Source organism: Caulobacter sp. Root1455, from assembly GCF_001426905.1.
Classification (GTDB): domain Bacteria; phylum Pseudomonadota; class Alphaproteobacteria; order Caulobacterales; family Caulobacteraceae; genus Caulobacter.
The window spans coordinates 377,840-398,983 of the sequence record NZ_LMFQ01000001.1; the positions used below are offsets into that span (position 1 = coordinate 377,840).

Genomic DNA, 21,144 nt, shown 5'->3' on the forward strand with positions numbered 1-21,144 from the left:
CGCGGGCTCATAGGGAAGACGCGCATGGTCATGCAGCTAGTCAGCGAAACCGCCGTCGACGGTGTCGAGGGTCCCGGCGCCCCGACCCTGTTCCCGACGCTCGAGGGGATCGACCTTTCGGACATCACCCAGTTCACACGGGGCCAGCCCTACGCCGATTTCGCCCGTCTTCGCGCCCAGGCGCCGGTGATGTGGCATCCCGAGCCCTATGGCGGCCCAGGCTTCTGGGCGGTCACCCGCCACGCCGACATCATGGCGGTGGAGGCCGACCCCCAGACCTTCTCGTCGCGCAAGGGCGGGATCCTCATGGCGCACGGCGATCCGCAGAAGCGCCATGCCCTGCTCTATCGCGCCTCGATGGACACCATGATCAATCTCGACGGCGCCGAGCACATCCAGCTGCGCCGCGAGCACATGGCCTATTTCACCCCCGCCTATCTGCGCGGCGTGACCGAGGCGGTGCGGGCCGAGGTCAGCCGGCTGCTGGACGAGATGGCCCCTCTGGGCCGCGTCGACCTGGTCGAGGCGTTCTCGTCCAAGCTGCCGCTGTTCACCCTGTGCGAAATCCTGGGGGTGCCGGCCGAGGATCGCGGCAAGTTCCTGAAGTGGATGCACTATCTGGAGATGGCCCAGGACCTGGCCCTGAAGCAGGCCTTGGCCCCGATCACCCCGACCCTGGAGCTGATGCAGTTCGTCCAGGACTTCAACACCAACGTCGAGGAGATGTTCGAGTACGGCCGCACGATGCTGCACAAGCGGCGGCAGGACCCTCAGGCCGACCTGATGAGCGCCATCGCCCGCGCCCAGGTCGACGGGACCTTGCTGAGCGACGAGTACCTGGACGGCTCGTGGCTGCTGATCGTCTTCGCCGGCAACGACACCACCCGCAACACCTTGTCGGGCACGATGAAGCTGTTGACCGAGTTCCCCGACCAGAAGGCCCGGTTGATCGCCGACCCGTCGCTGATGGGCGGGGCGGTCAACGAGTTCATCCGCATGGTCAGCCCGGTGATCTACATGCGCCGCACGGCCACGCGCGACGCGGAGATCGCCGGCCAGGCCGTCCGCGAGGGCGAAAAGGTGGTCATGTACTACGGGGCGGCCAACCGCGACGAGGCGGTGTTCGACAATCCCGACCAGCTCGACATCACCCGGCCCAACGCCGACAAGCACATCGCCTTCGGCTACGGCCCGCACGTCTGCATCGGCAAGCGGGTGGCGCAGATCCAGCTGGAGGAGGCCTACCGCCAGATCCTGGGCCGCTTCCCCGACATCCGCTGGACCGGCGAGATCGACATCGCCCCCAACAACTTCGTCCACGCCATCAGCAAGCTGGAGGTCGAGTTCACGCCGGGCGGGACGGCCTGAGATGGCCCTGACGCGCGGGGACGATTATCCGATCCACCAGACGGCCGAGCCGGTGGCCTATGCCGGCACCGACCGCAATTTCTACGACCGCTACTTCTTCAACGGCTATGCGGCTGAAGGCGACGACGACGCCTTCTTCGCCGCGGCGTTCGGGGTCTATCCGCACCTCAACATCGCCGACGCCGCCTTCTGCTGGATGAAGGACGGCCGCCAGGTGAACCTGCACGCCAGCCGCTGGCTGGAGATGGAGCGGATGGACCTGACCGTCGGGCCGATCACCATCCAGGTCCTGGAGCCGCTGCGCCGGCTGCGGATCACGGTCGAGGCGCCCGAGCAGGGGATCCGCGCCGAGGTCACTTTCGAGGGCAGGTCGTTCCCGATCGAGGAGCCGCGCTTCACCCGCCGGATCGGGCCGCGCACCCTGCTGGACTACACCCGCCTGACCCAGAACGGCCGCTACATGGGCTGGATCGAGGTGGACGGCGCGCGCCACGACCTGGCCGGCTTCGTCGGCACGCGGGACCGCTCCTGGGGCGTGCGGCCCATCGGGGCCCGCGATCCGCAGGAGATGGCGCCGGCCGTCCCACCGCAGTTCTTCTGGCTGTGGAGCCCGTGCGCGTTTCCGGACGGCGATCTGTTCTTCCACACCAATGACGACGAGCACGGCCGGGCCTGGAACCGGCGGGCGGTCTGGGCGCCGCTGGGTTCTGAGCGCGACGGGGCGATCGACTTCGACGCGGTGGACTACGGCGTCGACTGGCGCCCGGGCACGCGCCACGCGGCGCGGGGGACGATCCACCTGCCGGACGGCGGCGAGGTCGACATCACGCCCCAGGCCGAGTTCTTCATGCTGGGCCTGGGCTACGGCCATCCGGTCTGGGGCCACGGGCTGAACCACGGCAAGCTGAAGGTCGAGCGCGAGGACCTGGTCCTGGCCGACCTGGACCGCGCCCTGCCGTTCCACCTGCACGTCCAGGCCTTGTCGAAGGTCACCTGGCGGGGCGCGGACGGGACGATGCGGGTCGGGCGCGGGGTGTTCGAGCAGCTGGCGCTCGGGCCGCACGCGCCGTCGGGCTTCAAGTCGATCCTGGACATGGCCCCATGAGCGACCTGCGAGCGGGCCTCGAAACCTACCTCACCCAGCTGTGGGGCGCGCCGACGGCGGTGACGAACCTGTCGCGGATCCCCGGCGGGGCCAGCCGCGAGACCTATCGCCTGGACGCCGACACCGGTGGGGTGAGCCGCGGCATGATCCTGCGCCGCGACCCGCCCGGCAGCCTGATCGAGACCGACCGGCGGCTGGAGTTCCTGGCCTATCGCACTGTCCACGGCCACGTGCCCGTCCCCCAGGCCATCGCCCTGGAGGAGGACGGCGGACCGCTGGACCGACCGTTCTTCCTGATGGAGCGGATCGACGGCGGGACCGTGCCCTCGCCGTTCGTGTTCGATCCCTATGCGGAGCACGCGGACGCGCTGGGCCGGCAGTTCTTCAGCACCCTGGGCAGGCTGGCGGCGCTGAACCATGAGGACACGCCGATCCGCCAGGCGGCCGAGGCGCCCGCGCCGGACGACTGCTGGCGCATCGCCCTGGACCACTGGTCCGGCGTGATCGAAGCCGACGAGCAGCACCCCCAGCCGATCGTCCGCGCCGCCATCCGCTGGCTCCACCGCCATCCGCCGCCGCCGGCCCAGCGGATCAGCATCGTCCATGGCGACTATCGCAGCGGCAATTTCATGCACGACGGGGCGGGCCAGATCCTGGCCATCCTCGACTGGGAGATGGCCCACCTGGGCGACCCGATCGAGGACCTGGGCTGGGCCTTCGATCCGCTGTGGAACCACTTCGACGAGGGCAAGGTGGCGGGCCTGATCCCCAAGGCCGAGGCCATCGCCCTGTGGGAGGCGGCCAGCGGCCTGACGGTCGACCCCGAGGCCCTGGCCTGGTGGTCGCTGTTCAACGCCGTGAAGGGCCAGGCGATCTGGACCTCGGCGGCCAAGGAATATCGCGACGGCGGCTTCGTCGACCCGATCCTGGCGATCTCGGGCTGGTACACGGCCCGGCGGCACGACCTGATCCTGGCCGAGCGGCTGGCCGCTCTCGCGGCCCTTGGGGAGACCATCTGATGACCCCGGCCCTGCCCGACATTCTGCGCGGCAACTTCATGTGCCTGGCCATCCCCGGCCCGCCCGAGCAGCAGGGCGAGTTCATGACCGGCCGGGTCGGGGTGATCGCCCTGCTGTCGCTTTTGGCCGCGCAAGAAGTCGAGCGCGGGACCACGGCCCGGGTCTGGGAGAACGCGGCCATCGCCACCGTGCTGGCCGATGCGGCCGACGCCTACGGCGTGCAGTACGCCGAGCTCGCCTCCATCGGTCCGACGGACCTGTCATTGGAAGCCCTCGACCGCGCCAACGCCGCCCTGCGCCGGGGTTTGATCGCCCTGCACGAGGCGGTGGAGACGGCCGGCGACCTGGCCCGGCATCGGGCGATCGTGGGGCTGTACGGCGAGATGGCCGAGAAGCGCCGGCTGGACCTGCCGCCGCTGCCGGCCAGATAGTTCCTCCACCTTTTCGGCCGTCATCCTCGGACTTGTTCCGAGGACCCCTGCCTCGGCCGCGCTGTGATTTCAGGATGGGTCGCGGCGATGACAGCGCCCTCGTCTGTCGGCGGCAGCTCAGCGGAACGAGGGGTCCTCGGAACAAGTCCGAGGATGACGGAGGTGGGGAACGTGGGCGTGAACTCACAAACTTCCACTCATAAGCCTCATCAGCCCTAGCCAAGTCCGCGCTTCCGCCCCATCTGGCTCAGGCGGCCCGGTTCCAGGGAGGGACGGCCGCTCACCAGGGGCCCCATGGCGATCATTTCCGTTTCCGGTCTGACCAAGACCTATGCTTCCGGCCACCAGGCCCTGAAGACCATCGATCTCGACATCAAGAAGGGCGAGATCTTCGCCCTGCTGGGTCCCAACGGGGCCGGCAAGACCACGCTGATCAGCATCATCTGCGGCATCGTCAATCCCAGCACCGGCACGGTCACGGCCGACGGCCACGACGTGATCAAGGACTATCGCGCCGCGCGGACCAAGATCGGGCTGGTGCCGCAAGAGCTGAGCACCGACGCCTTCGAGACCGTCTGGGCCACCACCCGCTTCAGTCGCGGCCTGTTCGGCAAGCCGCGCAACGACGCCTACATCGAGAAGGTGCTGCGCGACCTGTCGCTGTGGGACAAGAAGGACGCCAAGATCATGACGCTGTCGGGCGGCATGAAGCGGCGGGTGATGATCGCCAAGGCCCTGAGCCACGAGCCGACCATCCTGTTCCTGGACGAGCCCACCGCCGGCGTCGACGTCGAGCTGCGCCGCGACATGTGGGAGATGGTCCGAGGCCTGCGCGAAAGCGGCGTCACCATCATCCTGACCACCCACTATATCGAGGAGGCCGAGGACATGGCCGACCGGATCGGGGTGATCAGCAAGGGCGAGATCATCCTGGTCGAGGACAAGGACGTGCTCATGCGCAAGCTGGGCAAGAAGCAGCTGACCCTCCAGCTGCAGAGCCCGCTGGCGGCCATCCCCGCCAAACTGTCGGACTACGCGCTGGAGCTGGCGGCCGACGGCCACGAGCTGATCTACACCTTCGACGCCCAGGCCGAGGAGACCGGCATCGCCGGCCTGCTGCGACGGCTGGGCGAGCAGGGCGTCGACTTCAAGGACCTGCACACCAGCCAATCCTCGCTGGAAGAGATCTTCGTCAGCCTGGTGAGGGACAGCAAATGAACATCCACGCGATCAAGTCCATCTACCGCTTCGAGATGGCCCGCTGGTTCCGCACCCTGGCTCAGAGCGTTATCTCGCCGGTGCTGTCGACCTCGCTGTATTTCGTGGTGTTCGGCTCGGCCATCGGCTCGCGGATGCAGGCCATCGACGGGGTCAGCTACGCCGCCTTCATCATCCCCGGCCTGATCATGCTGTCGCTGCTGGGCGAGAGCATCTCCAACGCCTCGTTCGGCATCTACATGCCCAAATGGGCGGGCACGATCTACGAGCTCTTGTCAGCGCCGGTGTCGTGGATCGAGACGGTGATCGGCTATGTCGGGGCCGCGGCGACCAAGTCGGTGTGCCTGGGCCTGCTGATCCTGGCCACGGCCCGGGTCTTCGTGTCCTACGAGATCGCCCACCCGTTCTGGATGCTGGGCTTCCTGGTGCTGACGGCGGTGACCTTCAGCCTGTTCGGCTTCGTGATCGGGGTCTGGGCGACCGACTTCCAGAAGCTGCAGATCGTGCCGATGCTGGTGGTCACGCCCCTGACCTTCCTGGGCGGCAGCTTCTATTCCATCAGCATGCTGCCGCCGATCTGGCAGAAGATCACCCTGTTCAACCCGGTGGTCTATCTGGTCAGTGGCTTCCGCTGGAGCTTCTACGGCGTCTCGGACCTGAACCCGATCGTCAGCTTCGGCGCGACGCTGTGCTTCCTGGCCGCCTGCCTGACGGCGGTGTGGTGGGTGTTCAAGACGGGGTATCGGCTGAAGGTGTAGGGCGTTGGGGACATGCACTTGTTGCGTGTCCCCTCCGCCGCCTCGAAGACCAGAAGAAGTTCCCAGAATAGGATCCTCCGCGCCACGCGGTGGGGACACGCAACAAGTGCATGTCCCCGGTCGTTTATCGAACCGTCAGCACCGCGCCGTCGACGGCGACGACTAGGACCTTCTGGCCGGCCGCCGGCGGCTCGCCGTCCGCCACGACCGCCGCCCATTCCTTGCCGTCGACGAACACCCGGCCCTTGCCGTTCTGGAAGCCGCCCAGCGCCTCGCCGTCGCGGCCGACCAGCCGCAGCGACGGGTCGTTGAGGTCGGCGTTGTGGGCCTCCAGCACCGGCCGCAGGAAGCGGCGCGCGAAATAGGTGGCGGCGATGGTCAGCACCGCGAACAGGCCCAGCTCGATCGGCAGGCCGGGCGCGACGACCAGGGTCAGCAGGCCGACCAGCAGGCCCGCGGCGGCCGGCCACAGCAGCCAGCCGGTGCCGGTGGCCACCTCGACCGCCAGGAAGATGGCCGCGACCGCCAGCCAGACCCAGAACGGATGGGTGGCGTAGAACAGCATCAGGCCGTGCATGGGCTCAGGCTCCGCGTTGGGGCTTGGTCGGCGGGACCACGGTGCGGACCGCGTCGCCGCCGCCCAGGGTCTTCACCAGCTCGGCGACGCCGGCCACCGTGCCGGTCAGGCCGGCGAAGTCGGCCGGCACGATCACGGTCTTGGCGTTGGGCGACTTGGCCAGCTCGCCGAAGGCTTCGACATATTTCTGGGCGATGAAGTAGTTGATGGCGTTGACGTCGCCCTTGGCGATGGCTTCCGACACGAAGGCCGTCGCCTTGGCTTCGGCCTCGGCTTCGCGTTCGCGGGCCTCGGCGTCGCGGAAGGCGGCCTCGCGGCGGCCTTCGGCCTGCAGGATGGCCGACTGCTTCTGGCCCTCGGCGCGGGCGATCTGGGCCTGCTTCTCGCCCTCGGCCTCGGTGATCACCGCGCGCCGCTCGCGCTCGGCCTTCATCTGCCGGGCCATGGCGTTGGTGATGTCGGCCGGCGGCGTCAGATCCTTGATCTCGATCCGCGCCACCTTGACCCCCCAGGGGTTGGTGGCGTGGTCGATGGTGGCCAGCAGCCGGGTGTTGATCAGGTCGCGCTGGCTGAGCACCTCGTCCAGCTCCATCGAGCCGACCACGGTGCGCAGATTGGTCTGGGTCAGCTGGGTGATGGCGTACATCAGGTTGTCGACCCGGTAGGCGGCCTGCGAGGCCTCCATCACCTGGATGAAGACGATGGCGTCGACCTTCACCGAGACGTTGTCCTTGGTGATGACTTCCTGCTGGGGGACGTCCAGCACCTGCTCCATCATGTTGACCCGCCGGCCGATCGCCTCGACGAAGGGGGTCAGGATGCTGATGCCGGGCTTCAGGGTGCGGGTGTAGCGGCCGAACCGCTCGACGGTGAATTCACGCCCCTGGGGCACGATCTTGATGACGTTGACGACCAGGAAGATCGCCAGCGCGACGAGCACCAACGGGACGAGATAAGACAACACTTCAAGAGCCTCCCACAACCGATGGAGGCGACCCTAGCGCGGGGCTCAGTTGTCCGCCACGGTTTCCGGCGGCGCTTGGCCCTGCGAGTCTTGTGGCGGCGCTCGGGTCCGCATCGACTGGGCCAGCTTGACGGCCAGGGCCTGGCCCTTGCGGGCCACCGCCTGCTCGGCCTGGCGGCTGGCGTCCTCGCAGCCGGGGAACTCGCCCTGGCGCGCGGCGAAGCCGGTGTTGAACCGCTCGCGCAGCTGGGCGTCGAAGGCCTGGTCGGCCTTCTCCACCTCGGTCAGCCGCACCATGCGCGAGCGCCAGTACTGATCGTCGCCACCCTGGCAGAGCTGCCGCAGGGCGTGGCTTTCGCCCAGGGTGAAGGCCAGGTCGAGCAGGGTCTGGCGCTCCGCCGGTCCCCGGTCCTGAGCCAGGGCGGACCCGGCGCCGGCCAAGGGCGCGGAGAGCACGGCGAAAGCGAGCAAGGCGTTGAGCGGCAGGCGTTTCATGGACCGCACTATCGCCATTGCCGACGCGCCTGTCACCGCTTCGCGCGCCTCAGGCGAACCGTGCGAATGCACAAAAAGACTCCGGCAGGCCTTGCGAAGGCCACGGTTTGGAGCGACCCTGTGGATAACGTGGGGAACAACACGCGCAGGGAGGTCGTCATGGCTGAAGTGCATTACGGTGTAGTCCGCGTCGGCGAAACCTGGGCCATCATCGGCGACCAGCTTCGGGTCGGCGCCTACGCCACCCGCCGGCAGGCCGAGAGCGCGGCCCGTCGCCTGGCCGAACAGGTCACGGGCGTGGGCCTTCCGGTCCGCATGCACCTGCAGGACGACATGGGCCAGCTGCATCAGCCGACGCTGCTGAGTTGATCCCCGTCATCCTCGGACTTGTTCCGAGGACCCCTGCTTCAGCCGCGAAGAATGCAGATCCGTGAAGCGGTGAGCTCGCGGACCATCCCTACCCGGCAAACCGGCGGACAGAGGGGTCCTCGGAACAAGTCCGAGGATGACGGGCTGGAGGGCAAACAGCTAAGCCGTTTCCACGTCCCCATCGTCGCCGCCGCCGTACAGAAAGCCCCGCGCCGCCTTCCAGACCTGGACCATCGAGGCCAGGAAACCGATCACCGACGCAACGACTTGGAAGATCGCCCACACCGCCGTGGCCAGCGGGCTTTCGGTGAACAGCGAGACCAGTGGATAGATCAACTGGCTGACGGCGATCCGGAACCCGGCATAGGCGGTGGAATATTCGATCACCACCCCGCCGATCGCCGCCGTCACCAGCACCGCCAGGACCGGCGCCCACAGCAGCGGCAGCAGCAGCAGAAGGCCCAGGACCGTCACCAGGCTCTTGGTCGCCAGGCCGGCCCGCGACACCGCCGTGGCCCCGACTCCGAACGCCATGGCGCCGCCCAGCAGGACGAAGGCGACCGGCAGGACCAGGTCGGCCACGTCGATCAGGTCGAGCCCCGCCACCAGGCTGGCCCCGGCGGCGATGATCAGCACCAGCAGGAAGCCGCCCAGCCACAGGGCGCTGTACTGGCTCAGCCGATGTCGGATGACGGCGCGGTCCCGCATGATGTCTCCCCCCAGAGCCAAGCTTCGCCGGACGGTGACTCGGAACCCGCCCGCCGTCGACCGGAAACTGGCCGACTGGAAGCTGGTCGGCAGGAAACTGATCGCCCCGTCATGCGCTTTGTTAGGGAAGAAGCTTGGCTGTCCTCCAGGAGGCGAACATGGCCGACACCGCTGAAATGACCGTCGTGGCCGCGGCGCCGCCGCCGGGTTGCGCGGGCAACCGCCTGCTGGCCGCCTTGCGGCCCAGCGACCTGGCGATGCTGACGCCGCACCTTTCCTCGATCACCCTGGCCACCGGCCAGACCCTGTTCGAAGCCGGCGAGGACGTCGTCAACACCGTCCTGCCCTGCTATTCGACCATGGCCTCGCTGCTGGTGGTCACCCGCGACGGCGACGAGATCGAGGTCGCCTCGATCGGCCGCGAGGGCGCCATCGGCGGCATCGTCAGCGCCGGCTTCAAGCCCGCCTACGGCCGGGCCGTGGTCCGCATCCCCGGCGCCGCCCTCAGCATCCCGACCAACAGGTTGGAAGAGGCCAAGCTGCGCTCGCCGGCCCTGGCCGACCTGTTCGCCCGCTATGCCGACGTCCTGCTGGCCCAGATGATGCAGTCCTCGGCCTGCAACGCCCTGCACAGCATCGACCAGCGCATGTGCCGCTGGCTGCTGTCGACCCATGACCGGGCCAACGACGCCACCATCCGCCTGACCCAGGAGACCCTGGCCGACATGCTGGGCGTGCAGCGCACCACGGTCACCGCCGTGGCCAAGGCCCTGCAGGACGAAGGGCTGATCCGCACCGGCCGCGGACGGATCGAGATCCTCGACCAGCCGCGCCTGGAGCGCCGGGCCTGCGAGTGTCACGCCCAGGTCGAGGCGCACTTCCAGCGGATGCTGCCGGAGGTGAAGGTCTAGAGGCGCTAGCCCCTTAAAGCCGCCACCCTTCCGACCGCCGCCTCCGCCTCGCTCATGATCCGGCGCACGATCTCTCCCGCCGGCAGCACGTCGCGGATCCCGCCGGCGCTCTGGCCCATGGCGAAGCAGGACCGGTCGGGGTCCAAGCCCTCGATCTGGCCGCCGATGCCGCCCATGGCCCCGGCCTGGATCGAGGCGATGGCCTGTTGCGGGAACGGCTGGATGTCGGCCGGCCGCGCCTCCCAGTCGTCGACCCAGGCGTTCTTGCGCACCCGCATCGGCTTGCCGGAATAGGACCGCGTGCGGACGGTGTCCTCGTCGGCGGCCTCCAGCACCGCCTGGCGATAGAGGTCGCCGGCATGGGCCTCGGTGGAGGCGATGAATCTTGTGCCCATCCAGACGCCCTGGGCGCCCAGGGCCAGGGCCGCCGCCAGGCCGCGTCCGTCGTACAGACCGCCGGCCGCGATCACCGGGATGTCGACCGCGTCCACCGCCTGGGCGACCAGCGGCAGGGTGCCGACCAGGCCGGTGTGGCCGCCGCCCTCGCCGCCCTGGCAGATCACCGCGTCGCAGCCGGCCTGCTGAGCCTTGACCGCGTGCTTCACGGCCCCGCAGACGACCATGACCTTCAGCCCCGCCCCCTTCAGCCGTTCGATGATCGGCAGGGGCACGCCCAGGCCGGCGACGAAGGAGCTGGCCCCGCCGTCGATGATCGCGTCGACCGAGGCCGTCAGGGCGTCGGGCGTGGCGGCCAGCAGGTCGACGCCGAACGGCTTGTCGGTCAGGTCGCGGACCTGGGCCATCTGCAGGCGGATGAAGTCGGGACTGGTCCCGGCCATGCCCAGCACGCCGTAGCCGCCGGCGTTGGAGACCGCCGCCGCCAGCGGCGCGTAGGACACTCCGCCCATGCCGGCCAGCAGGATCGGATGCTCGACGCCGAGCAGGTCGCACAGCGGAGTGTGCAGGGTCATTGGACTTCCTCCCGTCTTTTCCGGGAGGATGGGCGCGGTTTCGGGTGATGCAAAGCGTGCCGCGAGGGCAGGCCTCAATCCCGGCGCAGGACGTCCGGCTGGGCCTCGGCTTCCGACGTCCAGAAGCAGGCCGCCATCGAGGTCAGGATCATCGCGATCAGGGCCAGCACGCCCCGGGGCGGGGTCAGGCCCACGATGTCTTGCGGGGTCATCTGTCGTTTCCTCTGGCGACGCCCGGATCTGATGCCCAGGCTGTCGACAGGGAAAGCTTCTCATCAGCCCGATGGTTCCGCAAGCCCCTTGTTTCCAAAGGGAATTCGTGGACCCTAGCGTCCAGCTTTCATCAGAAGATCGAATAGGCCCCGTCGATCACGAAGGTGTCGCCCGAGTGATAGCTCGAGGCGTCCGAGGCCAGATAGACGGCGATGCCGCCGAAGTCGGCGGGCTCGCCCCAGCGCCGGGCCGGCACGCGGGGAATGACCTTCTCGGCGAAGGCGGGATTGTCCTGGGCGCCCTGGGTCATGTCGGTGGCGATCCAGCCGGGCAGGATGGCGTTGGCCCGCACCCCGTAGCGGGCGTGCTCGACGGCGACGGACTTCATCATCGAGATCACCGCCCCCTTGGTGGCCGCGTAGGCCTGATTGCGGGCCGCGCCCTCGATGGCGGCCAGCGAGGCGACGCCGACGATCGAGCCGCCCGGATCGCCGCCCTTGGCCCGCTCGACCATGTGGCGGCAGGCCTCGCGAAAGGTGAAGAACACCCCGTCCAGATTGACCGCCAGGGTCTTGCGATAGGTCTCGGTCTTCATCTCCACGAAGCTGGGCGCGCCGTAGCCGACCCCGGCGTTGGCGAACACGCTGTCGACCCGGCCCATGGCGGCCACGGCTTCCTCCATGCCCTCGCGGACCTGGTCTTCCTGCGAGACGTCGAGCACCTGGGCCTTCACCCGGGTCCCGTGCTTGAGCAGTTCGATCTCGGCGGCCTGGTTGCGTTCGGCGTTGGAGCCCCAGATGACGATGTCGGCCCCGGCCTGGGCCAGGGCGCCGGCCATGCCCAGGCCGATGCCGCGATTGCCGCCGGTCACCAGGGCCACGCGGCCGGTCAGGTCGAAGGGTTTGTAGGCCATGGCGTGTCGCTCCCGAACGTTTGCTCGGGCGCGGAGCGTCCGAACGTTTGTTTGAGGGGAACGGTTGTGAGGCCAAACGTCAAGGGCTCCGCCGGTGAACACTTGCCCCCTACGGGTCGCTTCGCGACCGTCTTCCCCCGCAGGGGGAAGAGGAGCCGCGCGGACGCGTGCGCCCTCCGCCCCCTATGGGGGCGGACAGACCGCGAAGCGGTCAGGTGGGGGCAAGGGGGTGAGCCGCCTACGCTCCCCTACGACCCGAACCGCGCGAACGTCTCGGTGATCACCTGGCGCGTCACGTCCCACTCGACCATGGCCAGGGCCTCGTCCAGCGATACGAACCGGGCCTCGGCCGCGTCGTCGCCGGCCACGGGTTCGCCGGAGATCCAACGGGCGGCGTAGTCGATCATCACGTAGTGGCGGGTGGTCGCGCCGGTCTCGCGCGAGGTGAACAGGCCGTCGACCACGTCGACCAGGCCCAGCAGCTCGGCTTCGACGCCCGTCTCCTCGGCCAGCTCGCGCAGGGCCGCCACGACCGTGGTCTCGCCGCGCTCCAGGCGGCCGCCGGGCAGGCTCCACTGGCCCAGGCGCGGCGGGGTGCCGCGCTTGATCAGCAGCACCTGGTCGCCGCGCAGGCAGATGACGCCGACGGTGGGGACGGGAAACGCGGAGACGGCGGGCTGGACGGCGGAAGCGGAAACCATGGCGCGTCAGATACGCTCGGTTCGGGCCGCGTCAAGCGACCGGGGATAGGCGCATGCGCCTGTCCCCATCACGTTCATCACGGAAACCCGTTCCGGAGGTCCAGGCTGGAGCTGACTCCCACCTGGGTCAGGCAATGGCCCAGCCAGTCGTCGGCCGCCTTGCGCCCGCGCTCGCGCAGGTTGGTCAGGAAGGTCCACTCGGTGTCGAACTTGCTGCCCAGCGACAGGTCGGCCAGGGCCTTGTCGGCGGTGATGGCGTGCATCAGCATCTTGCGATAACGGCCGCGGGCGTTGTCCTTCAGCAGGCCCTCGTCCAGCAGCTTCTGCACGAAGCCGATGGCCCGCAGCTCGCTGGCCAGGGCGGCGTTGAAGGTGATCTCGTTCAGCCGGTCCATGATCTCGCCCGGCGTCCTGGGCGTCTCCTCGCGGACGAACGGGTTGAGGCTGACCAGCAGGATGTCGTCGGGGGTGTCGTCGTAGAACAGCGGCCACAGCGGCGGATTCGCGAGAAAGCCGCCGTCCCAATAGGGCTCGCCGTCGATCTCGACGGCCTGGAACACCTGGGGCAGGCAGGCGCTGGCCATGATGTGGCGGGCGGTCAGCTCGGTCTCGCGGAACACCTTGGACTTGCTGGTCCGCACCTGGGTGGCGGCGATGTACAGCTTGATCGGCGAGCGCTCGCGCAGAGCCTTGAAGTCGATCTCGCCTTCCAGGGCGTCGTGCAGCGGGTTCAGGTTGAACGGGTTGAACTCGTAGGGGCTCATCGACAGGGCGAAGGTCTCGGCCAGCCGCCAGCCGGGGCTGTTCTTGATCCAGTCGGTTCCGCCGGCGAAGGCGGTGGTCCAGATGCTGGTGTCGCCGAACACGTTGCGGCCGCCGTTGCGGTTGACCTGTTTCCAGAAGCGTTCGAGCCGGATCTTGGCCCCGTCCCGCCCGCCGTCCAGCAGGCCCTGGGCCAGGCACACGGCGTTCATCGCCCCGGCCGAGGCGGCGGTCACCGCCGAGATCTCGATGTCCTGCTGCTCGAGCAGGCGGTCCAGCACCCCCCACTCGAACGCCCCGTGCGAGCCGCCGCCCTGCAGGGCCAGGGTGATCGGCTTTGGGCCGGAGGACTTCTTCTTGAACGGACCGATCGGCATGCGGACTCCGTCTTACGGTCGGGGACATGCCCTCGCGGCGTGTCCCCATCGGAAAGCGCCGCGCCCGCCCGTGGGGACACGCCGCGAGGGCATGTCCCCAGTTACTGCGCCGTCCAGCCGCCGTCGATGCTGAAGGCCGAGCCGTTGGCCGAGGCCCCGGCGTCGGAGACCAGGTACAGCAGCATGCCGTTCAGCTGGTCGAAGGTGACGAACTGCTTGGTCGGCTGGGCCGCCAGGATCACGTCCTTCATCACAGCCTCTTCCGAGATCCCCCGGGCCTTGGCCTGGTCGACGATCTGGGCCTCGACCAGCGGGGTCTTCACGAAGCCGGGGCAGATGGCGTTGCAGGTGATCCCGAAGGTGGCGGTCTCCAGGGCGACGGTCTTGGTCAGGCCGAGGATCCCGTGCTTGGCGGCGACATAGGCGGCCTTGAACGGCGAGGCCACCAGGCCGTGGGCCGAGGCGATGTTGACGATCCGTCCGCGCCCCTGCTCCTTCATGATCGGCACGGCCGCGCGGGTGGCGTGGAAGGCCGACGACAGGTTGATGGCGATGATCAGGTCCCACTGGTCGATCGGGAAGTCCTCGATCGGGGCCACGTGCTGGACGCCGGCGTTGTTGATCAGGATGTCCAGTTCGCCGAACTCGGCCTTGGCCGCCTTGACCATCTCGGCGATCTGGCCGGGCTTGGTCATGTCGGCGCCGTTGTAGAGCACCTCGACCCCGTGTTTTTCGGCCAGTTCCGCGCGGGTCTTCTCGATGGCGGTCATTTCGCCCAGGCCGTTGAGGACGATGTTGACGCCCTGGGCCGCGAGCGCGTCGGCCATGGCGTGACCGATGCCGCTGGTCGAGCCGGTCACGATCGCGACCTGCCCCTGCAAACCGAAATCCACGGCCATCGGCATCTCCCTGCGCTCAACGCCCATCATGCTGCAGCGCAGCATATAGCTCGCCCTTGCGATGGGCGAGTGCTTATAAATTCATCGTTAGATGAAATTATGGCTGGAGGCGAGCGAAAACCCAGTCGGCCGGCGTGGAAAGGTCGGCGCGATATTTGTAGCCGTCCAGGTCGAAGGCCCTGAGGTCGGCGGCCTTGTCGATGCGGTTGTCGACGGCGAAGCGGGCCATGCGGACGCGGGCCTTCTTGGCGAAGAAGCCCAGCACCCTCAGCGTATTGCCCTTCTCTTCCTTGAAGTGGCAGGTGACGGTCGGCAGCTTCAGGGCCTTGGCGTCGACGGCCCCGAAATATTCCTGGCTGGCCAGGTTCACCAGGGTGGGGTCGGCGTGGTCCTTGGCCGCGGCGTTCAGGGTCTTGGCGATGGTCTCGCCCCAGAAGTCGTAGAGGTTCGAGCCCCTCTTGGTCTTCAGCCGCGTGCCCATCTCCAGGCGATAGGCCTGCAGGGCGTCCAGCGGACGCAGCAGGCCATAGAGGCCCGACAGGATCCGCAGGTGGTCCTGGGCCCAGTCCAGCGCCGGGCGGTCCAGTTCACGGGCGTTGAGGCCGGCATAGACGTCGCCGTTGAAGGCGATGACCGCCTGCAGGCCGTCCTCGACCTGGGCGTCGAAGGCCTGAAAGCGCTGGTAATTCAGGTCGGCCAGCTTCTCGGAGATGTGCATCAGGCGACGCAGGTCGGCCGCGGTCAGCTTGCGCGTCACCTTGGCCAGCTCGGCGATCTGCGGCTTCAGCTCGGGCGTGGTGAGCGGCAGCACCTGATCGGGCGCGGTGAAGTCCAGCGACTTGGCGGGGGAGATGACCATCAGCATGGCGGTGCAGATAGAGCCTCGGAGCGGCCACGGCTAGTGCGGTCGGACTGGACAAGGGCGCCGCGCGCCGCGATGTTGCCGCCCCTTTCGCCGGACCGCCCGACCATGCCCCAGATCCTTGGCCTCCTGGCCGCCCTGACCTGCCCTCTGGTGATGTTCGTCGCCCTGTTCCTGGTGATCCGCACCCCGGGCCTGAAATGGCGCATCGCCTGGGCGGTGCTGTGCTTCGTCGGGGTCGGGGCGTTCTGGATGCGAGCGTCGGACGGGATGTGGGGCTTCGTGCCGGCGGCGATCAACCTGCTCGGCCCCGGCCAGCAGCCGGGCTTCTACAAGGCGACATTCCCGATCGGGGCCCTGGCCTCGATCTTCGTCTGCCTGAGCGTCCGGCGCGCCCAAGCGGCGGCGGCGAAACGGCGCCAGGAGACGGATTAGACCGTCTTTTTTAATCCGCTCATCCCGGCGAAGGCCGGGACCCAGATCCCATAGCGGTGTGTTGGGCTGGATTAGCTCTGAGCTTCAGGAACTCACCCCAAAGCCATTCCATCTGGGTCCCGGCCTTCGCCGGGATGAGCGGAAAAATTAGAACAGCACGCGCGGGTTCATGATCCGCTTGGGGTCCAGGGCCGCGCGGACGGCGCGCAGGGCCTCGACCTCGACGGCGCCCTTGTAGCGCAGGGCCTCGACCGACTTCATCGCCCCCAGGCCGTGCTCGGCGCTGATCGAGCCGTTCATCGAAGCGACGATGTCGTGGACGATCCGAGCGCCCTCGTCGCGCAGGGCGTCGTGCGGGTCGTCCGCCGCGCCGTCGGCCCGCAGCACGTCGTAGTGGACGTTGCCGTCGCCGACATGGCCGAAGGCCACCACCCGCACGCCCGGCCACCGGGCCTCGACCGCCGCGGTGGCCTGGTCGATGAAGTCGGCCACCTTGGACACCGGCACCGAGACATCGTGCTTCCAGGCCGCCCCCTCGGGCTTCTGGCCGCCGGACTGGTTCTCGCGCACCGCCCAGAAGGCGTGGGCCTGGGCTTGCGTCTGGGCGATCGCGGCGTCCTGGATCAGGCCGGTCTCCAGCGCGCCGGCCAGCAGCCGCTCCATGGCCGCCTCGGCCGCGCCGGGCTCGCCCGAGGCGGTCTCGATCAGCACGTACCAGGGATGCACCGCCTCCAGCGGCTCGCGCAGGCCCGGTATGTGCTTAAGCGCGAAAGCGACACCCAAGCGGCTCATCAGCTCGAAGGCCTCGACCGCGCCGCCGGTCTCGTCCTTGGCCCTGGCCAGCAGGGCGATGGCGTCATGCGGCGTGGCGACGGCGGCGACGGCCACGCAGCGCGAGGCCAGCAGCGGATAGAGCTTCAGGCTGGCGGCGGTGATGATCCCCAGCGTGCCCTCGGCCCCGATCAGCAGGTGCTTGAGGTCATAGCCGGTGTTGTCCTTGCGCAGCCGCTTCAGACCGTTCCAGACCTCGCCATTGGGCAGCACCGCCTCGATCCCCAGGATCTGCTCGCGCATGACGCCATAGCGCAGCACCGCCGTGCCGCCGGCGTTGGTCGAAGCCAGGCCGCCGATCGTGCACGAGCCTTCCGAGGCCAGGCTCAGCGGGAAGCGGCGATTGACGCTCAGGGCCACCTCGTGGGCCTTGGCCAGGGTGACCCCGGCCTCCAGCACCATGACGTCGTCGAAGGCGTCGACGTCCCGCACTACAGTCAGCTTTTCGGTCGAGAGAAGGATCTCGCCCTGCGGGATCTGGCCGGCGACCAGGCCGGTGTTGCCGCCCTGCGGGGTGATCGCCACGCCTTCGGCCGCGCAGATGCCGACCACCGCGGCGACCTGATCCGTCGAGCGCGGCAGGGCCAGCAGTGGGGTCTGGCCGGACCACCGCCCGCGCCACTCCCGCAGCTTGGGCGCCAGCCGGTCGGGATCCTGGCTCCACCCGCCCTCGCCGAGCACGGCCTTGAGGCGGGAGACGACATCAGCGGGAACGGGCTTGGTCATGGTCGCGGAGGATACGCTTCTGGATACCGTGCTGTCAGTATATACTGCGGGCTATACGGAGGCGCCGATGGGCATCCTGATCAAGAACCCGGAGGCCGAGCGCGCTGTCCGCGAACTGGCCGAACTGACCGGCGAGAGCCTGACCACCGCCGTGGAAATCGCGGTGAAGGAGCGGCTCGAGGCCAAGCGCGCAACGCCGCCGAAGCACAAGCCGCGCAGCGTCGCGGAGATGCGCGCCATCACCTGGAAGTACCTGACGCCGGAAGCGCGCGCCGGCCTCATCCCGCCCATCACCAAGGCCGACTTCGACGCGCTCAACGCCATCCCGGGTGTCGACGACGAATGAGACTCGTCGTCGACACCTCGGCCCTCGTAGCGATCGCGACCGAGGAACCGGAATGCGACTCGTTCATCGAGCAGTTGGAAGCCGCCGACGAAAACCTGATCTCGCCCATGAACTACGTCGAGGCGGGCGTGGTGCTGACCACGCACGGCCTATTCACCTCGCGCGACGCGATCGACGCCTGGCTCGCGGACTATCGTGTCCAGATCGCGCGGGAGCCGGCGATCGAGGCCGCCGCCCTCGACGCCTATCTGAAATTTGGCAAGGGGCGGCACCCCGCGAAGCTGAACCTCGCCGACTGCTTCGCCTACGCCCTGGCCAAGTCGCTGGACGCGCCGCTGCTTTACAAAGGCGATGACTTTCCGCTGACGGACGTGCGCTCGGCGCTCGATTAGACGCTGTGGGCCGCTCGGCGTCACGGCGCGAATTCCCCGTCCTTCGACAAGCTCAGGATGAGGAATTCGAACGCCGACGCCGCAGCAGCAGCCCTCATCCTGAGCTTGTCGAAGGACGAGGGCGGCCCGCAGGCGCTCGCCTCCTTGCCGTCTACAGAGCCTACCCCGCAGCCGGGTCCGGCATGCCCCGAACGTCGCGCCAGTATTCCTCGCGCACGTCGTCGTCGATCACCGGGGGTTCGCCCGCGCCCTTGTAGAGGCGGTCGTCGCCGGCCTTGCGCGCCTTGGCGATCCAGAAAGGCTGACCGGTTTCGGTATCGCTGAAGTTGGCTTTCAGCCCCGAATTCCGCAGCGCCTCGAACGTACGGCCGCCGTAGTAGAGGGTTTCGCCGGTCTTGGAGAACCTGACGCGTCCGATCCGCGCCGGACCGTTCAGCCCCTTGGACTTGTCCTCGAGATACATGATGCGGAATTTCATCGGCTCTATCCTATGAACCCGGCCGCGCGCCGCAGCCGGTCATTGATCGCCTCGCCCAAACCTTCGTCGGGGATCGGCGCGACGGCGATGCCGGCGGGCTTGGCGCGGTCGGCGGCGCGCAGGAACGCGAACAGGTTGGCCGCCGCCTCGGCCAGATCGCCCGAGGGGCTGAGGTTGAACACGCCCTCCCCCGCCGGCCAATCCCCAAACGCCAGAAACGCCTCGCCGGGTTCGGGCGCCGCCGCCTCGATGCGCACGGGCGCGTCGGGCGCGTAGTGCAGGGCCAGGCGGCCAGGCGAGCGCCTGGCGTCGTTGTCGGCTTCGGCCAACGGACCGACCACGGCTTCCAGCTGGGCGCGGGTCACCGCGCCGGGGCGCAGCAGGCGGACGGGACCGTCGAGCACGGCGACGACGGTGCTCTCCAACCCGACCGCGCAGGGCCCGCCGTCCAGGGCGACGGCGGCCTTGTCGCCGGTCTCGGCCACGGCGTCGTCGAAGGTGGTGGGGCTGGGCCGGCCCGAGCGGTTGGCCGAGGGCGCGACCACCGGCCCGCCGAACGCCGCCAGCACGGCGCGCGACAGCGGATGGCCGGGCACGCGGATGGCCACGGTGTCCAGCCCGGCCCGGGCCAGGTCGCAGACGGCGGCGGTGTCACGAACCGGCGCGACGATGGTCAGCGGGCCCGGCCAGAAGGCGGCGGCCAGGGCCAGGGCGCGATCGTCGAGGGCGGCGATGCGCGCCGCCGTCTCGGCGTCATGGACGTGGGCGATCAGCGGATTGAAGCGCGGGCGGCCCTTGGCCTCGAAGATGGCGGCCACGGCCGCGGGGTTCGAGGCGTCGGCGCCCAGGCCGTAGACGGTCTCGGTGGGCAGCAGCACCAGGCCGCCGTCGGCGAGCGCCTTCGCGGCGGCGGCTACTTCCGCTTGGCCGTGATGGCGAAGCTGACCTTCACCTTGCCGCCGATCTGATCCGTAGACGCCCATTCGCCCTGTCCAACCCCGAACGCCGTCCGGTCCAGGGTGGTTACACCGCGCGCCGTGGCCGTGTCGCCGTCGATCTTCAGGCTGAAGGGCAGGCTGACCGGCTTCTTGACGCCGCGCAGGTCCAGCGTCCCGTCGGCGACGAACCTGCCCTCGCCGGTCTTGCGGAACTTGCTGGCGGTGAAGGTGGCCTTGGGATGGGCGGCGGCGGCGAAGAAATCGTCGCTGGGCAGGCTGGCGTCGCGCTGGTCGTCGCCGGTGGCGGCCGAGGTCATGTCGATGCCGACGGTCAGCTTGGAGCGGTCCAGGGCGTCGGGCGAGAACAGGATGTCGGCGGTCCAGCGCTTGAACTGGCCGTCGATCGCGTCGCCGGCCCAGGTGGCCGAGAAGCCCAGGGTCGAGCTCTTGGCCACGGTCCAGGCGACGGGGTCCTTCAGAGGATTGTCCGGTTGCGCCGGAGGGGCGGCGGCGGCCGGAGCCGCGATCGGCGCGGGCGCGCCGCTGGCGGCCTCGGCCGGAGCGGCGGGCTCGGCGCTGGGCGTTCCGGCCTGGGCGTCGGCGAGGTCGGCGGGGGCGGCGGGCGCCGGAGCGGCGTGCTTGACCGTCGGCCGGTAGGCGTAGCCGGCGGCGACCATGGCGATCAGGCCGACGGCGGCCAGCCAGGCGCGCGGCTCCAGCCAGCCCGGCCGGGCGCCCGGGGCCATGTGGTTCAAGACCTCGTCGCGATCGAGGATCTGGTGCTTGGCCACCGCGCCCAGGTGCAGGGCCAGCAGGCCGTAGGTCAGCTTGACCAGCAGGCCGTGGCCGGTCTCGCCGATCTCGTGCCACAGGTGCTTCGGCCCGGGGGCCAGCTCGGGCAGGAACGGCAGGTGCGGCCACGGGATGGTCCCGTACAGCAGGGTCGGGATGTTCAGCTTGCTGGCCGACACCATGATCCAGCCGGTGATCGGCAGGCCGATCATGATCACATAGAACGCAACATGGACCACTTGCGAGGCGATGACCTCCCAGCGCGGCTGGCCCACCGGATGCGGCGGCGGCTTGTGGAACAGCCGCCAGGCCAGACGCGTCAGGCTGAGCAGCAGGATCGTGATGCCGATCGATTTGTGTAGTTGGAAGATGGCGTAGGTGGCCGGCCCCTTGGGCTCGTCGCCCATCCGCCAGCCCAGGATGACCTGGAACAGGATGGCGGCGGCGATCAGCCAGTGCAGGGCGATCGCCACCCCGGTGTAGCGAGCAGAGGGTCTCTTGCGTTGGTGCGAAGGACCCGCCGCCGAGGCGGTTTCGATAGGCGTCTCGGCGGTCATGGTCGTCCTCGTCTCAAACTAGGGTCTC

At 69.0% G+C, this 21,144-nt stretch carries 26 protein-coding genes; 11 read left to right on the plus strand and 15 right to left on the minus strand.

Features of this window, described 5'->3' with window-relative positions:
- Positions 1–30 precede the first annotated feature (30 nt).
- The 6 genes from ASD21_RS01550 to ASD21_RS01575 all read left to right on the plus strand — a co-directional run bounded on the left by ASD21_RS01550 (position 31) and on the right by ASD21_RS01575 (position 5,899).
- Positions 31–1,368, plus strand: coding sequence for a cytochrome P450 (locus tag ASD21_RS01550; protein ID WP_056436290.1), 1,338 nt, complete (start codon positions 31–33; stop codon positions 1,366–1,368).
- A gap of 1 nt (position 1,369) precedes the next feature.
- A complete protein-coding gene (locus ASD21_RS01555) occupies positions 1,370–2,473 on the plus strand; it encodes a hypothetical protein (protein WP_056435685.1) in 1,104 nt (367 codons plus the stop codon).
- Positions 2,470–3,492 (plus strand): phosphotransferase family protein, encoded by a 1,023-nt coding sequence (locus ASD21_RS01560; RefSeq protein WP_056435688.1) that lies wholly within the window; start codon positions 2,470–2,472, stop codon positions 3,490–3,492. The genes ASD21_RS01555 and ASD21_RS01560 overlap by 4 nt, the downstream gene beginning before the upstream one ends.
- A complete protein-coding gene (locus ASD21_RS01565) occupies positions 3,492–3,923 on the plus strand; it encodes a hypothetical protein (protein ID WP_056435691.1) in 432 nt (143 codons plus the stop codon). Before ASD21_RS01560 ends, ASD21_RS01565 begins: the two co-directional genes overlap by 1 nt.
- Before the next feature lie 294 nt (positions 3,924–4,217).
- Entirely contained in the window at positions 4,218–5,141 is a 924-nt protein-coding gene (locus tag ASD21_RS01570; RefSeq protein WP_056435694.1) for an ABC transporter ATP-binding protein, read from the plus strand.
- Entirely contained in the window at positions 5,138–5,899 is a 762-nt protein-coding gene (locus ASD21_RS01575) for an ABC transporter permease (RefSeq protein WP_056435697.1), read from the plus strand. Before ASD21_RS01570 ends, ASD21_RS01575 begins: the two co-directional genes overlap by 4 nt.
- Positions 5,900–6,023: 124 nt before the next feature.
- Here ASD21_RS01575 and ASD21_RS01580 read toward each other — a convergent pair whose 3' ends face one another.
- From ASD21_RS01580 to ASD21_RS01590, 3 genes are read right to left on the minus strand one after another with little or no spacing between them, the layout of a single operon-like run.
- Entirely contained in the window at positions 6,024–6,476 is a 453-nt protein-coding gene (locus ASD21_RS01580; protein WP_056435699.1) for an NfeD family protein, read from the minus strand.
- Positions 6,477–6,480: 4 nt separating this feature from the next.
- Positions 6,481–7,437: an SPFH domain-containing protein gene (locus ASD21_RS01585; protein ID WP_056435702.1), complete on the minus strand. Its 957-nt coding sequence runs from the start codon at positions 7,435–7,437 to the stop codon at positions 6,481–6,483.
- Between the two features lie 48 nt (positions 7,438–7,485).
- The gene (locus ASD21_RS01590; RefSeq protein WP_056435705.1) at positions 7,486–7,935 is read right to left on the minus strand and encodes a TIGR02301 family protein; all 450 of its coding nucleotides are present in this window, start codon (positions 7,933–7,935) and stop codon (positions 7,486–7,488) included.
- Between the two features lie 159 nt (positions 7,936–8,094).
- Here ASD21_RS01590 and ASD21_RS01595 point away from each other — a divergent pair, with 159 nt between their 5' ends.
- Positions 8,095–8,304: a hypothetical protein gene (locus ASD21_RS01595; RefSeq protein ID WP_056435708.1), complete on the plus strand. Its 210-nt coding sequence runs from the start codon at positions 8,095–8,097 to the stop codon at positions 8,302–8,304.
- A gap of 159 nt (positions 8,305–8,463) precedes the next feature.
- On the opposite strand, the gene ASD21_RS01600 is transcribed toward ASD21_RS01595, so the two are convergent.
- Positions 8,464–9,012, minus strand: a complete 549-nt coding sequence (locus ASD21_RS01600) for a hypothetical protein (protein WP_056435711.1) — start codon at positions 9,010–9,012, stop codon at positions 8,464–8,466.
- Positions 9,013–9,170: 158 nt separating this feature from the next.
- Here ASD21_RS01600 and ASD21_RS01605 point away from each other — a divergent pair, with 158 nt between their 5' ends.
- Entirely contained in the window at positions 9,171–9,923 is a 753-nt protein-coding gene (locus ASD21_RS01605; protein ID WP_056435714.1) for a Crp/Fnr family transcriptional regulator, read from the plus strand.
- A 5-nt stretch (positions 9,924–9,928) separates the two neighbouring features.
- Here the strand turns inward: ASD21_RS01605 and ASD21_RS01610 are convergent, their stop codons facing one another.
- The 7 genes from ASD21_RS01610 to yaaA all read right to left on the minus strand — a co-directional run bounded on the left by ASD21_RS01610 (position 9,929) and on the right by yaaA (position 15,624).
- On the minus strand, positions 9,929–10,894 hold the full coding sequence (locus ASD21_RS01610; RefSeq protein WP_056435717.1) for an NAD(P)H-dependent flavin oxidoreductase: 966 nt from the start codon (positions 10,892–10,894) through the stop codon (positions 9,929–9,931).
- A 74-nt stretch (positions 10,895–10,968) separates the two neighbouring features.
- Complete coding sequence (locus ASD21_RS24400) at positions 10,969–11,106, minus strand: hypothetical protein (RefSeq protein ID WP_200941382.1); 138 nt, start codon at positions 11,104–11,106, stop codon at positions 10,969–10,971.
- A 131-nt stretch (positions 11,107–11,237) separates the two neighbouring features.
- Entirely contained in the window at positions 11,238–12,020 is a 783-nt protein-coding gene (locus tag ASD21_RS01615) for an SDR family NAD(P)-dependent oxidoreductase (RefSeq protein WP_056435720.1), read from the minus strand.
- A 248-nt stretch (positions 12,021–12,268) separates the two neighbouring features.
- A complete protein-coding gene (locus ASD21_RS01620) occupies positions 12,269–12,721 on the minus strand; it encodes an NUDIX hydrolase (RefSeq protein WP_056435722.1) in 453 nt (150 codons plus the stop codon).
- 77 nt (positions 12,722–12,798) lie between these two features.
- Entirely contained in the window at positions 12,799–13,860 is a 1,062-nt protein-coding gene (locus ASD21_RS01625) for a patatin-like phospholipase family protein (protein ID WP_056435725.1), read from the minus strand.
- Between the two features lie 101 nt (positions 13,861–13,961).
- On the minus strand, positions 13,962–14,759 hold the full coding sequence (locus ASD21_RS01630; RefSeq protein WP_056436293.1) for a 3-hydroxybutyrate dehydrogenase: 798 nt from the start codon (positions 14,757–14,759) through the stop codon (positions 13,962–13,964).
- Between the two features lie 97 nt (positions 14,760–14,856).
- Positions 14,857–15,624 (minus strand): peroxide stress protein YaaA, encoded by a 768-nt coding sequence (gene yaaA, locus ASD21_RS01635; protein ID WP_056435728.1) that lies wholly within the window; start codon positions 15,622–15,624, stop codon positions 14,857–14,859.
- Positions 15,625–15,729: 105 nt separating this feature from the next.
- Here yaaA and ASD21_RS01640 point away from each other — a divergent pair, with 105 nt between their 5' ends.
- The gene (locus ASD21_RS01640) at positions 15,730–16,056 is read left to right on the plus strand and encodes a hypothetical protein (RefSeq protein ID WP_056436296.1); all 327 of its coding nucleotides are present in this window, start codon (positions 15,730–15,732) and stop codon (positions 16,054–16,056) included.
- A gap of 147 nt (positions 16,057–16,203) precedes the next feature.
- Here the strand turns inward: ASD21_RS01640 and ASD21_RS01645 are convergent, their stop codons facing one another.
- Positions 16,204–17,613: an FAD-binding oxidoreductase gene (locus tag ASD21_RS01645; protein WP_056435731.1), complete on the minus strand. Its 1,410-nt coding sequence runs from the start codon at positions 17,611–17,613 to the stop codon at positions 16,204–16,206.
- Between the two features lie 67 nt (positions 17,614–17,680).
- Between ASD21_RS01645 and ASD21_RS01650 the strand changes: the two genes are divergently transcribed.
- Positions 17,681–17,959 carry a type II toxin-antitoxin system VapB family antitoxin gene (locus ASD21_RS01650; protein WP_235523748.1) on the plus strand — a complete coding sequence of 93 codons (279 nt, stop codon included), beginning with the start codon at positions 17,681–17,683 and terminating at the stop codon, positions 17,957–17,959.
- Positions 17,956–18,351: a type II toxin-antitoxin system VapC family toxin gene (locus tag ASD21_RS01655; protein WP_056435736.1), complete on the plus strand. Its 396-nt coding sequence runs from the start codon at positions 17,956–17,958 to the stop codon at positions 18,349–18,351. Before ASD21_RS01650 ends, ASD21_RS01655 begins: the two co-directional genes overlap by 4 nt.
- Positions 18,352–18,511: 160 nt before the next feature.
- On the opposite strand, the gene ASD21_RS01660 is transcribed toward ASD21_RS01655, so the two are convergent.
- Genes ASD21_RS01660 through ASD21_RS01670 form a run of 3 tightly spaced genes read right to left on the minus strand, consistent with a single transcriptional unit; the run spans position 18,512 to position 21,116 of the window.
- Positions 18,512–18,829: a hypothetical protein gene (locus ASD21_RS01660; protein ID WP_056435739.1), complete on the minus strand. Its 318-nt coding sequence runs from the start codon at positions 18,827–18,829 to the stop codon at positions 18,512–18,514.
- Positions 18,830–18,834: 5 nt separating this feature from the next.
- Positions 18,835–19,812: an L-threonylcarbamoyladenylate synthase gene (locus tag ASD21_RS01665; RefSeq protein ID WP_056435741.1), complete on the minus strand. Its 978-nt coding sequence runs from the start codon at positions 19,810–19,812 to the stop codon at positions 18,835–18,837.
- Positions 19,743–21,116: a YceI family protein gene (locus tag ASD21_RS01670; RefSeq protein WP_082554586.1), complete on the minus strand. Its 1,374-nt coding sequence runs from the start codon at positions 21,114–21,116 to the stop codon at positions 19,743–19,745. Before ASD21_RS01670 ends, ASD21_RS01665 begins: the two co-directional genes overlap by 70 nt.
- Positions 21,117–21,144 lie beyond the last annotated feature (28 nt).